Genomic DNA, 13,661 nt, shown 5'->3' with positions numbered 1-13,661 from the left:
GTATAAAAGTAAATATAGTAAGGAAATGGTTTAGTATGGATTATAAAACATCTAATAGCCAAAAAATAAAGGTCATCTATATATTGGGGTCAGGACGTAGTGGTTCAACACTAATTGATATAGTATTGGGGAATCATCCTGAAATAGAAAGCAAAGGTGAATTATACGATATAATTAAAAAATACGAGAATAATGAATTATGCTCTTGTGATACACCTAGTCAAATATGTCCCTTTTGGATTGATGTGATAAATAGGTGGAAAGAACAAACAAAGATTGATGATTTAGCATTCTATGAAAACTTACAAAAAAAAGTAGAAAGTTTAAAGGGTTTAAGTTTATTACTTAAAAACAAAAACAATTCTAATATTAATGATTATATTTTTTATACACAGGCACTTTATCATTCAATAAGTACAGTAAGTGGGAAAAACATTATTGTTGACTCGTCAAAAAAACCTTCTCGTGCATTAGCGATATCTATGATGCCAAATGTAGATTTATGCCTTATCCACTTGGTAAGAGACGGAAGAGGAGTAACATATTCAGGAATGAAAGAGGGGAAGAAAAGTTTACGCTTCCCATTAGGTTGGATGTATAACAATCTCCTTTCAGAGATAGTTTTTTACACAATTGGTTCTAATAAAGCCCAGATACGTTACGAAGATTTTGTTAACTACCCTGTAAAAACACTAAAACTTATTGGTGAAGTAGCTGGCATTAACTTATCACAGGTATCAGAAAAACTAGTTAATAAAAAAGAAATAAAAATTAACCATTTACTGGCTGGGAATAGGATTAGAAATTATAAAACCATAAAATTACAACCTGATTATAAATGGAAGGAAAAATTATCGTATAAAAATCAGTTACCTTTCTTAATATTTGCATGGCCATTAGGTATTAAATATGGATATATAGGAAGAAAAACTACTAAGAAATAATATTTTTAATAAAATTTATATCTATCTGAGTACATTTAGACCAGTATATTATAACTACATACAAATTACTTGAAGCAATATGATAAAATAATATATTAAATGTCGCGTTTATGTACAAAATTTAATACTATAATATAGCGTATCTAAACTTATATCTGAAGCTTTAATTATTTCATATTATCATAAGTAGAGAAATTATGATTAATAAATATAACTTAACAATCGAGTACCATGAACTTTATTTAATTCTAAAAAAATAAACTACTATTAGGTATTTGCAAGTATATAATAAATTATTTTATAGGTACAAAATGGATGCTTATAAACTTTTAGCCAAAAGGATAGGATTAGTTGGTTTAACAAATTTACTTGTAAGCTTTAGTGGAATTATATTATTACCAATATTAACAAAAAATATCCCAGTCCAAGATTATGGAATTTGGGCTCAAATTGTAATTACTCTTGGGTTAGTTCCAGAATTTGTAATGCTTGGATTACAAAGGGCAATGCATAGGTTTGTACCTTCAATAAAAACAAAGGAGAACCTTCAAGAACTTGTGTATTCTTTTTTAATCTTTGTTTTATTTACGAGTTTAACTATATCCATATTAATATATATATTTTCAGGAATAATTGCGTCAGCTTTATTTGACAACCAAATTCTAATTGTCAAAATTTTATCTATAATTGTTTTAATAGAATCATTGAACGCCTTTTTAAAAAATTATTTTAGAGCGACACAACAAGTAAAAATACATTCTATTTTACAATTTACAAAAACATCACTCAAAATTTTTTTTGTTGTGCTTTTTGTGTTAAATAATGGAGGAATAATTGGAGCAATATCAGGACTTTTGATAAGTTCTTCACTTGTATTTTTTATTACAATACTAACAGTTATTTATCAAATAAATATTAAGATACCAAGTTTTATAAACATAAAAAAATACCTTAAATACGGGTTACCTTTAATACCTGGAAGTTTATCAAAATGGATAATAGATGCAAGCGACCGTTATTTGATTGGATTTTTTTTAGGTACTACATTTGTTGGATATTACAATCCAGGCTATGCTTTAGGGGACATATTGAAAATATTTTTTATTCCATTAAATTTCATGCTTCCAATGGTATTATCTAAACATTATGATGAACATGAAATCGATGAAGTAAAAAATTTATTAAGCTATACTTCAAAATACTTTTTCGCAGTTACTATACCTTCGGTGTTTGGGTTATCTCTGTTATCAAAACCCATATTAAGAATTTTATCCACACCTGATATAGCATCTCAAGCTTATATTATAACACCTTTTGTAGCATTAAGTATATTATTATATGGCACTTTTGAGATTTTTAAAAAAGTGATCCTATTAGAAAAAAAAACAAAAATTGACGCTAAAATCTGGGTAATAGCAGCGATATTAAACCTTGTACTGAATATTATATTGATCCCTCTTATAGGCATTATAGCTGCAGCTCTTACTACATTATTATCATTTACAATTAGCCTAGTTATCGTTTCTTATTACTCTTTGAAGATTTTAAAATTTAATATGAATTTTAAATTTATATTAAAAAGTATATTGGCGTCTATCATAATGTCTTTATTAATTTTCATATTGAATCCATCTGGGATATTAAATCTTATATTTACAATTTGTGTATGTGCAATAAGTTATTTTGTAATTTTAATATTATTAAATGGTTTTGATAAAAAAGAGCTTAAATTTTTTAAAAATTTAATTAATCCAAAAATCTAATTTACCTGAAAATTAATAAGCAGATATAGCTCTTAGATAAATTATTTCTAGTTGTTTATTAAGTTTATTAATATCATAATTTTTTTCTACAAATTTCCTACCATTATACCCCATATGTGACCAAAGAAAAGGGTTTTCTATTAAATATTCCATTTTATCTGCCAACGCGTCAACATCTTTTTCGGGTACAAGAAAACCAGAGATTCCATCAATAACTCCTTCTGGTATACCATTATGGAAAGTTGAAATTACAGGTAGACCAACTGCTTGAGCTTCTTGGAGAACTAATCCTTGTCCTTCTTTATCCCCTTCTTTAGAAGTTACACTTGGAAACACAAAGATGTGAGATTTTTGGTAAACTTGAAAGAGGGACTTGTCGTCAATAGAACCCAATAATTTCACATGATTCTCAATGTTTAACTTAGAGATTAATTTTTGTAAATAGTTATATAATGGTCCATCTCCTACTATTAAATATTCTACATTTTGATATCTTTTTAATACTTCATACATAGCTTCAATAGCATATTCATGTCCTTTTTTTTCAACTAATCTTCCTACCGATAAAAGTTTAATAGGTTTTCTACTGTCATATGATCTTTTTAAAAAACTATAATTTCTTATATTGAGACCTACTGGTAAAGTAACTAATTTATTTTCATTACATCCTAGTTTTTTTACTTGATTTTTAGTATATTCGGTATTTACTGTAAATAAATCACCTTCTTCAAACAATTTATTATAGACATTGCATCCATATTTTTTTGGATATTTATTTACATCATATCCATGAAAACTTGTAATATACTTAGCGTTAACACCGATTTCTTTTAGATATACTCCTAAAATACCATTAGGCCCAAAATGACAATGTATTATATCAAATTCATTTTTATTTAGGAAATTAATAGTTATATATAGCATTTTCAAAGATAATGCAAATTTACCGAATTTAAATATATTTAAAGACCTTATTATTAAAACTGGATTTTTGTAGAGATTAAAAACTATTAATGTTATGCCTTTTAAAAAACGAAAAATAAAATTTTTAGGTAAATTTAAGTAATGTACTCTAGACATAAGGTTATATTTTTTTATATCTTCATGTACTATATTTTCATTAGGATGAGATGATGCAAAAATTTTTACATCGTGACCATTATCTAAGAGTCCTGTGATCTGATTTAGTATGAATGTTTCTGACAATTTTGGAAATGCATTAACAATAAACGCTATTTTCAATTTTGATCCCCTTATATAATACATCTTCTATTTCATCTTTATAATTTTTTGAAACTTGTGCTTTGTAGAAACCTTCAATATTCAAAGGTTAATTAAGTTGATTATAATGTAATTGTGAAGATCGCTATAATTTCATTTTTATAGTTCATGGTATTTATATTAATAAGATTTCTACAGAGCTGAAATTTGTACATTTCATATAAGATTTTTTACCAATCTTAGATAGTTACCTGCTGATTTTTTAAAGAACCTAATAGTTAAATAATTTATTACAGATTTCCAATTCAAAGGATTGTAATGTATAGACAGAGTTAAATATTTAAGACTTTTAGAATAATCTCCTTTATGTAGATATAATAATCCAATATCTTTCATGTGTTTGCTATGTATTTTATTATTTTTACATATGTATAAAAAATATTTATCTAAAATTTGCTTATGACCTGATAATACGGAATCTATATTTTTAGATATAGATACATCTGATACATTATAACGAGCTAATATCTCTGGTATATAGTTAATCTTATAGTGTTTAGATATACGAATCCATAAATCCCAATCCTGACAACTTTTTAATTGTACATCACAATAACCAATTTTTTTGAAACATTCACTTCGAATTAAATTCGTAGGTGAACCAATAATATTAGATTCAAGAAGCTCATAAAACATATTTCCAGTTTCCTTTAGTTTTTTTTTAGGTATAAGAATATTTCCATTCTCATCTATTTTTTCATATCCACAATGTATTAATCCAATATCATCAGATTCTTTAGCAAATAATTTAACTTGTTTTTCAAGTTTCTGAGGAAACCATTCATCGTCATCATCTAATAAAGCAATGTAATCGCCTTTAGAGTTTTTAATTCCTGTATTACGGGCTTCTGGTGCGCCTTTATTTTTATTATGTTTAATATATTTTACACGGCTATCAAAATGTGAAAAAGATTTAATAATAAATTCTGTATTATCAGATGAATTATCATCTACTATAATAATTTCAAAATCCTGGTAAGTTTGGTTTAATACACTTTTTATTGTTTTACTTACCGTTTGTGATCTATTATAGGTTGGAATTATTACACTTACTTTTACCATATATTATCCCCTAGATAAATTAATTTAAAGTTTCGATATCTACGTTATTCATTTATTATAAATATATCAAGTTCTTTGTTAGTATAAATTTTATCAATATTACAGTCGTAATTGAGGTTGTCAAAATCAGTAGGAGTAAATTTCCACTTTTCTCTAAATTCAGGGTGTACTTCAGGATAAACATTTCTTCCTATATCATTGAGTAAAAAATAATATGTATCATTATAAACTGTTCCAAATGATGTACCATTTACATAATTGAAATGTTCTATGGGTTTTAAATTATTTGCTCCAGGACGTTTTACATTATATTCTGGATATCTTTCCCCAAATATCGCTTCATAATACCTATATTGAGATATACCTAATTCCAAAATATTATAAGAATCATTTTGATTTTGATAAAACGTTTCCATTCCTAAAAATTGGGCTTCAGTCACTTGAGAATTAACAGTTTTAGTTAATGGAGATAAGTATAAACTATATATAGATAGAATTGAAAATAAAATTAATATTATGCATAACAATATGCACGATATCTGTTTCGTATTAATTTTTTTAAATATTTTTCCTTGTTTAATGAAAAAATAATAAAATGTTGATGGAATTAAGATTAACGAAAAAAGTTCAGAATAGGTGTAAATACGTAAGAAACTAAAAGAAATATTTGTAATCAATATTAAAAACGAAAAAGATGAAAATAAGGCAAATCCTATTATTGAAAAAATATGGTAATAATAAATATTTTTGTCACGTTTTTTTATTGCTTTCAATATAACTATCATGCACATTATTGAAAAAAAACCTAATATTGCTTCAACACCATATTTGAAGACAAATATCTCTGCTAATTGATAGAAATTCGCATCGGAATAATTTATTATGCTAACGTATTCTTCTAATTGAGAATGTGTTTCATCAGTGCCTAAGATAGAAGCAAATATTGGTTTTAATTTATTAACTGCTATATACAAATATGAACTCCACATAGAAAAAACAATAAAAATAATTAATACTAGATTATTCATCCTAATTTTGAGTTCCTTGTTACCTAAAAGCTTATATTGAATTGCTGATGCAAACCTAAGTAACAAAAAAATAACGATAAGAATTAAAGTTGTTAGTGGATGATAAAATACAATAAAGACACAAAAAGTAATCAATAACAAACTAAAGATTGAATAATTATATTGATATTTACCAATTGTATTATTTGTTCTAAAAAAAAGGTATAATACGAAAGGTATAAGTAAAGTAGATTGATGGAATGGTGTAAATAAAACATGTAACATACCAAATGATAATATTGAGGATAAAGATAAAATCAATAAATTTGTTGCATTTTTTTTAAATATTTGTTTTCCTAGTATATACCAGGATAAAACAAAAAATAATGAAAAAAGAGGAGGGATAATCATAACTATATCTGTAAATCCTAAGTCTGTATAATAGTTAAGAATGGACCCCAATAAATGGTTTGCAGGATAGTGATTAGAACCTATGTTAAAATATTTCTCAATATCCAACATATACCCTATATGAGTTAATACATCTCCTCTCCCAAATGTAAAATATCTAGAAAATGGGATAACTAATAATATTGAATTTGATAAAAATAATAATAAATAACCATAAACCCAACTTCTTATATTAACCTTTAAATATGAATTAAATACTAAAATCGATTGCCCAATAAAGACACATAATATTACAAGTAGCCAAAAGTACCATGGAAAGGTTTTGTATAGAGAGAATTCATAATTATCAGCAGGAGGTATTTTTACAAAGGTAAATAAAGCTATGAGTAATAATATAAAACCTAATAAAGAAACTATTTTTATAGCTAAATGCGAATCAAAAGTTTTAAAATAGTTAATTATACGATCTCTTATTTTATTCATCTATATTTTTCTTCATTATTTATCTATTATAAATACAATTTGGTTTTTAAGTAGGCACTGTTCAGTTAAGACAATCTTCACCTAATTTATAACTCTAAATCTTTGTACTAAGAAGTACTAAAAATCTAAAATAGTGCTACTACTATTAACTGAACAGTGCAGTTTCTCTGAACCGAAGTTTTATAATATTTAAGCTCATATGAATTATTAGAATAATTATGAGTAAAACAATAGCTCTATTCATAAGTTCACTAGAAAATGGTGGAGCGGAAAAGGTAGTATCCAATCTTTCAATAAACTTACCTGATAAATATAAAATAAAGCTTATGGTTTATCATACTGACCAAATTGATTACCAATATAATGGAGAAATAATAGATTTAAATATAAGCATTCCAGAACCTGATAAATCTCTAAAAAACATGTTCATAAGAGTTTTTACTTTTTTTTCTTTAATCCAGAAAAGTAAAAACATCAAAAAACAATATGAACCACAAGCAACGATAAGTTTTCTTACAGCTCCCAACATTTTAAATTTATTTTCTAAATTAAGTGACAATGTTATAATATCTGTTCATAGTCAGATATCACAGGGGTTAAAAGGTTTAGAAGGTAAAATCCATAAACAGTTAATTAAATTATTTTACAACCACGCTTACCTTATTATTGCTGTTTCTAAAGGTGTTAAAAAAGATTTAGTCAATAATTTTAGAATAAAACCCGAAAAAATAAAAGTAATTCATAATCCATATGAAACTGATAAGATTCAAAAATTAGCAGATTACGAGATCGAACAAGAGTACCAAGATATTTTTGAGTCACCTGTAATAATTAATGTAGGTAGACTAGTTGATGTAAAAGGTCAAAATCATTTAATAAAAGCATTCAGTAAAGTAAAAGATGAAGTTGATAATGCAAAACTTGTATTCCTTGGAAGGGGTGAACTTGAAAATGAGTTAAAGGAGTTGGCAGAAAAATATAGGCTAGAAAATGATATATTTTTTATGGGATTCCAAAAGAATCCTTTTAAATTCATAAAAAATTCATCTGTTTTTGTATTGTCCTCAACAAATGAAGGTTTTCCAAATGCTATTGTAGAATCCATGGCCTGCGGTATACCTATTATATCTACGGATTGTTTTTCGGGCCCAAGAGAAATTCTTGCTCCTGACACTGATATTAACTATCAAACAAATGTAGTTGAATATGCTCCCTATGGTATTCTAACACCCGTTTGTAATGATGGTGACAGATTAAGTTTAAAAAACGAAGAAAATATGCTGTCAGATGCTATCAATCAAATCTTAAAAAATGATGAGTTAAAGGAAAAATATGGATTACTTGCACAGAAAAGAGCAGAAGATTTTGATATTAAAAATATAATTCCACAATGGGAAACTATACTGGATTAAACAGGTTAAATAATATTTTTAGTTGATCACAGGTTATTTGTTATTAACTTAGATATATTTCATATTTGTCGATAAAGAATATAAGTAACAAATATTGATTCTCTAAATATAATATGGATAGTTAATTTTCATATGAACTCATTTCAAAACATGGTTTAAACCTTGTTCCAGCATAACATAAAACATGCGATATTTAATAACCCCTTAAATACTGAGTCCAATCTTTCGTATCTGTTGTTCACTTTTCTGAATCTCATTTTCAACCATGCAAATAACCGTTCTATAGTAGTTCTCTTGTGATAAAACCTGGGTTCAAATCTTGCAGGTCTTCCTAAACTCCTCCTTTTCTGGATTCCGGGATTTACTTGAATATTATTTTTAATCAATCTGGACTTTAAATACCCACGGATATCTAATGTATCAAATGCAGAATTAGCCAATACTTCATCAGGTCTTGTTCTGGGTCTGGATCTAGTATTGATTTTGATAGATTCTATGAGTTCAAAGAACTTTTTACTATTATATTCGACACCTTGTAAGATAATCAATCCTACAAGAAATCCATCGTTAGTTATACAAGCGTGGAGTTTTATTCCTTTTCTTTTCTTGTAAACATGATATCTATATCGTGTTATTTTCCCCTTTTTGGTCTCGCTGGATTTGCTGTCAATATATATCGTATCTAACGACAGGTTACCGTTGATGTATGCGGTATCGCGTAGAGCTTGTATAATATTATTCCATATACCTTCTTGTGACTAAGTTTTCAATCGTCTCCATGCAGTTATAGGTGATCCATAACGTTTGGGCATATCTCCCCACCGACAACCAGTAATCAGTACAAACAGTATACCGTTGATGACCTTGCGGTCATCAACCCTTTTCCTACCGGTTGAAGGTTGCGGCGGTAGATAAGGTTCAATGAATTCCCATTGTTCATCTGTAAGTTCTTTGAATTCCATTCACTCCCCTCATACAGAAATTGTATGTGGGATTATTAAAATCTTAAAGTTTTGGAATGGGGTCCCTTTGTAACAGCATAGACTCTTTCATTAGAACTATGACAGAGCTAACCCAAATGTTCCTTAAGATATCCTTTTACCTATAATATTTTCTCGTACCACTTACTGCATAATAGCATCATAATCCAATGAATTTGGAGCTAAAGTATCCTTTATTCATATATACAACATTATTCTCTCTTGAGAAATAAATTCTGTTATCATGATGATGATCTGGTAGTTTCGAATTTTTGTTTGGTACAGTCGTTATTCCATGGATTTGTTAAACTCTGAATGTCCCAAATCAGAATGAATTAACGTAGCCACCCTAGATAATTCATTTTTTGGTTATAAGACTAAAATACTATAACTGATTCTGCAATCCACTCAGTATCTCGTTGGATTTGTTGATTAACGTTTTCCTAAATTCCTAGTAAGAATTTCTGTGGCATAGATGAATTAATAGCATCTTCATAATGTTATAAAGTTAGATACCAGTTTGCTTTTCCCAAAACTAACCATTAATATATATCAATTCAAAGGTCGTTCTGAATTCCTTTTAATCAAAGCTTCAATCTCAACAAGTTTATTCTCCACATAAAAAAGATGTTTGTATATCCATTAAGTGCAAAATCATTAGATGGGTTTATTGGTATCCATTAAGCATATTATAAAATGCTTTCATATACAGACTTTAAATTACCACACGCAGTATTTATATTATATTTTTCGTTAAACTTTTTCAAGTTATTATTCACCATCTTTAATCTCAATTCTTCGTTTTCAATTAAGTACATAATCTTGTTAGCCATGTCTAGAAAATCATTTTCTTTAATTAAAAAACCATTTATGTTATTTTCAACAATTTCAGGTACGTCACCAATAGGAGTTGCTATTATTGGTAAGCCTATACCCATTGCCTCTAATATCGATATAGGGAAAGCTTCTACATGAGATGGTAATACAAATATTTTAGATTTAGAAAGTTCTTGGTAAACTTTTAATTTAGAAATTGGACCAGTAAGAAACACATTATTACATATATTATGTTGTTTTAAAAAAGAATTAATTCTAATAAAATCTTTTTTTTCATATGGTCCTACTAAAACGAAATTCACATACTTATACTTATTCAATACATGTGGAATTGCATTAAGTAGTTCATATATACCTTTACTCTTTTCTAGTCTTCCTACAAATGTTACATTATAATTTACATTTACTGTTTGTTTAGGTTTTGAAACATTCAAATCAACAAAATTATTAACAACAAATATTTTCTCTTTATAAGTTAGGTTTTGTTCATGTAAATAATTTTTCCAATTATCAGATAAAACTATAATACCATCAAAAAAATAGAAACAAAACCTTATAATTTTTTTAAATAAGGATTGTTCATAAAATTGTTTAAATGCTCCTCCATGGATATGGTAAACCACTTTTCTTAGATAAAGTTTAGAAATAAACGCAAAAAAAGTTTTTTCCCAAAAGGATAGATATGATGAAGCGTGTATATGTACTAATTTCGGTCTTTTATAACTCAATAAGTACAATAATTGAAAGGTAACTCGTAAAAACACATTGATATTTTCTTTAAGAGATTTAGAATTATTTCGATTTGTATTGATATGCAGTAGATTGTATTCATTCTTTAAATTAGATTTTAAAACTTCTTCTACAAAAGTCGCAATTCCTCCATAGGGTGGAGGTGTTGGGCCAAGTATTAATATCTTCTCCAAATCATTCATTTTGACCACAATTAGTAAATTTTGTGCAAAGGTAAACTATTAAGTTTTTTTACTTATAGGTATTCATCTATTACATTTGAAATTATAAACCTGTGTTTTCCTGATTCTGGTACATCTATATCTTCAACAAAATTAAATTTAATGACGCAGTCTTCATCAAAATATTCTTTTAAACTGTTTTTAATTTGTTTGGTAATTTCATCATTATAATTTTCTTCTGGAACAATTTTTATATCCAATTCATTTATAGAATTTTGTACAATTTGATATTTTTTTATGTATTGACTTAATTTTCCAAATAATATTGTTATAAAATGTACTGGTAATATTTCCCCTTTGCTTGTAACTAGTGATTCGGTTGTTCTACCCATAATTGACTCCATTAATGGTAAACTTCTTCCGCATGGACATTTTTTGTTAGATGGAATTCCTAAATCACCGTTTTCATAGCGTATAAGAGGCATTCCAAAATTCGTAAAATCAGTCACAAAAATTTTCCCAAAATTACCCTCATTAACTCTTTTCCCATTACTATCTAAAAATTCTAAAAATACATTTTCTGCCGCAATATGGTAGCCATCGTGTTCTTCACATTCTTGTGCATAGGTTGCTTCTTTACTACCATAATGGTCATATACTTTACAATTAAATTGTTTTTCAATCATTTTCCGATAGTGAGGATATAATGTTTCAGAATCTGATATAATTGATTTTAAATTTAAATCATTTATGTTATATCTATAAAGGTATTTCGATAAAGCATATAGCGATGATGAGTATCCATAAATTACTTTTGGTTTGAATTTTTTTATTATATTAACATATCTTTGGAATATTTTATCATTTGCTCCAAATGTTCCTAACCTTTTTTGGCGAAGTAATTTTAAATATAATTTTGCCTGTAATTGTTTAAATAATTCATCGTCATATAGTGAAGATGTTAAACAAACCCATTTGTCTCCAAAAAAGTTTAAATTGGCCCATTCAAAAAATCGGTACTGAGCAGCTCTTATATGACCCATGGATGCCTTATCTCTTACAAAATATAATGGAACACCTGTAGATCCCCCAGTATTCGTAAATAACAATTTCTTTCTTGGGATGTTTTTAGCTATTAAATCATCAAAATTGTTTTTTATATCTTCTTTTGTTAATATTGGAAGTTTTACTAAATCATCAGTTGTTTTTATATCAGAAGGTTTTAAATTTAAATCCTTAAACAATTTATTATAGTAAGGTACATTATAATATGCATGAGTGATAATTCTTTGAAGTCTTTCGTTTTGTAACTTTTTTATTTCTTCTGAATTATACCATTGAGTTTCCTTCAATATTTCCAAATTAGATAATGTCTGTGTGCCAAAATAAAGTTCCATTAATGGGTATATTATTTTTTTTATTATACGTTCATACATATTTATCAACCTGATTAATAATTTATAAATGATTACAATTATTTATGAAAGCAAAATAAAAAGAATAATTTTTGACCCTTATATTATAGCTCTTGATTAATAACATAATAACATTCTTCATAAACTTATAGATACATAATTCATACTATCGAATTAAATTAACAAATATTTGATAACATACCTAATCCATACATTAAGTGCTGCAATGGTAAAATAATAACAGTTAGTAAACCATAAACAGATTTCATTTTAAAACTAATTTTTAATGCGGTTAATAAGATTAGAATAATATAAGTAAACAATAAACATATAAAAATATACAATAAATTAAGATTTACAATTGAACTTATAATAGACACCAATGAAAATAGAATAGCAATAGGAGGTATTAATGCATACCATCTTACTAAATCTCGATGTTTCTTAAAAAGTTCAGCCATCCAAGAACCATATTTAAACATTTGTTTAGAAAATGATTTTAAATTACCTCTTCTATGGTGCCATACTTTTGCTTCTGGAATATACAAAAATCTATAGCCAATCTTGCTTATTCTAAAATTTAAATCTCCATCTTGACCCACTTTAAAATATTCGTCAAAAAAACCGACATTTCTGATTATAGATTTTTTATATAGAGCATTACAGTTAGGTATTGATTGAACATATTGTTTTTTAGAATAACTATGACACTGTGCAGACCCACCTGAACTCAAAAAAGTTTCTTGAACATATCCAACCACTCTTGCAAAAATAGGGTCATTATCAATAACTAAATTTGGTCCCCCAACACAAGCTACATCTTCAGGAGCATTTTGAATTTCATAAACTAATGTTTTTAACCAAAGATTATTAACTTTACAATCTCCATCTGTAAAGGCTATTAAATCACCTTGTGAGTGTTTTATTCCAAGATTCCTTGCGGATGCAACGTTTATTTTTTCATTAATCAAGAGATTTACAGGATAATTTTTCACAATGTTTTGAGTATTATCAGTAGACATACCATCTACTATCAAAATTTCAAAAGAGTCTTTTGGGTAATTAAGATTCAACAATGAGTTGATGCATTCTGCTATATATTTTTCTTCGTTTCTAGTTCCAACAACAATAGATACAAATGGGTAATCCAATAAA

General features: G+C 27.0%; 11 protein-coding genes. 3 read left to right on the top strand and 8 right to left on the bottom strand.

Annotation, left to right across the window (positions count from 1 at the left end):
• The first annotated feature begins 35 nt into the window (after nt 1-35).
• Nucleotides 36-944 (top strand): sulfotransferase, encoded by a 909-nt coding sequence (locus tag METEV_RS11495; RefSeq protein ID WP_013195673.1) that lies wholly within the window; start codon nt 36-38, stop codon nt 942-944.
• A gap of 311 nt (nt 945-1,255) precedes the next feature.
• The gene (locus tag METEV_RS11490; RefSeq protein ID WP_013195672.1) at nt 1,256-2,707 is read left to right on the top strand and encodes an oligosaccharide flippase family protein; all 1,452 of its coding nucleotides are present in this window, start codon (nt 1,256-1,258) and stop codon (nt 2,705-2,707) included.
• A gap of 12 nt (nt 2,708-2,719) precedes the next feature.
• On the opposite strand, the gene METEV_RS11485 is transcribed toward METEV_RS11490, so the two are convergent.
• The 3 genes from METEV_RS11485 to METEV_RS11475 all read right to left on the bottom strand — a co-directional run bounded on the left by METEV_RS11485 (nt 2,720) and on the right by METEV_RS11475 (nt 6,951).
• On the bottom strand, nt 2,720-3,949 hold the full coding sequence (locus METEV_RS11485; RefSeq protein ID WP_157197408.1) for a glycosyltransferase: 1,230 nt from the start codon (nt 3,947-3,949) through the stop codon (nt 2,720-2,722).
• A 195-nt stretch (nt 3,950-4,144) separates the two neighbouring features.
• Nucleotides 4,145-5,050, bottom strand: coding sequence for a glycosyltransferase family 2 protein (locus tag METEV_RS11480; protein WP_013195670.1), 906 nt, complete (start codon nt 5,048-5,050; stop codon nt 4,145-4,147).
• 44 nt (nt 5,051-5,094) lie between these two features.
• Nucleotides 5,095-6,951 carry a hypothetical protein gene (locus METEV_RS11475; protein ID WP_013195669.1) on the bottom strand — a complete coding sequence of 619 codons (1,857 nt, stop codon included), beginning with the start codon at nt 6,949-6,951 and terminating at the stop codon, nt 5,095-5,097.
• Nucleotides 6,952-7,169: 218 nt separating this feature from the next.
• Between METEV_RS11475 and METEV_RS11470 the strand changes: the two genes are divergently transcribed.
• Entirely contained in the window at nt 7,170-8,363 is a 1,194-nt protein-coding gene (locus METEV_RS11470; protein WP_013195668.1) for a glycosyltransferase, read from the top strand.
• 155 nt (nt 8,364-8,518) lie between these two features.
• Here the strand turns inward: METEV_RS11470 and METEV_RS11465 are convergent, their stop codons facing one another.
• The 5 genes from METEV_RS11465 to METEV_RS11445 all read right to left on the bottom strand — a co-directional run bounded on the left by METEV_RS11465 (nt 8,519) and on the right by METEV_RS11445 (nt 13,657).
• On the bottom strand, nt 8,519-9,034 hold the full coding sequence (locus METEV_RS11465; RefSeq protein ID WP_083810150.1) for a transposase: 516 nt from the start codon (nt 9,032-9,034) through the stop codon (nt 8,519-8,521).
• Between the two features lie 87 nt (nt 9,035-9,121).
• The gene (locus METEV_RS11460) at nt 9,122-9,325 is read right to left on the bottom strand and encodes a transposase (protein WP_049891315.1); all 204 of its coding nucleotides are present in this window, start codon (nt 9,323-9,325) and stop codon (nt 9,122-9,124) included.
• Between the two features lie 707 nt (nt 9,326-10,032).
• Nucleotides 10,033-11,112, bottom strand: a complete 1,080-nt coding sequence (locus METEV_RS11455) for a glycosyltransferase family 4 protein (protein WP_013195667.1) — start codon at nt 11,110-11,112, stop codon at nt 10,033-10,035.
• Between the two features lie 53 nt (nt 11,113-11,165).
• Nucleotides 11,166-12,527 carry a phenylacetate--CoA ligase family protein gene (locus tag METEV_RS11450; RefSeq protein ID WP_013195666.1) on the bottom strand — a complete coding sequence of 454 codons (1,362 nt, stop codon included), beginning with the start codon at nt 12,525-12,527 and terminating at the stop codon, nt 11,166-11,168.
• Nucleotides 12,528-12,685: 158 nt separating this feature from the next.
• Nucleotides 12,686-13,657 carry a glycosyltransferase family 2 protein gene (locus METEV_RS11445; protein ID WP_013195665.1) on the bottom strand — a complete coding sequence of 324 codons (972 nt, stop codon included), beginning with the start codon at nt 13,655-13,657 and terminating at the stop codon, nt 12,686-12,688.
• Nucleotides 13,658-13,661: the final 4 nt, after the last annotated feature.

The organism is Methanohalobium evestigatum Z-7303, from assembly GCF_000196655.1.
Taxonomy (GTDB): Archaea; Halobacteriota; Methanosarcinia; order Methanosarcinales; family Methanosarcinaceae; genus Methanohalobium; species Methanohalobium evestigatum.
This window is presented reverse-complemented; position numbering and strand designations above follow the sequence as displayed.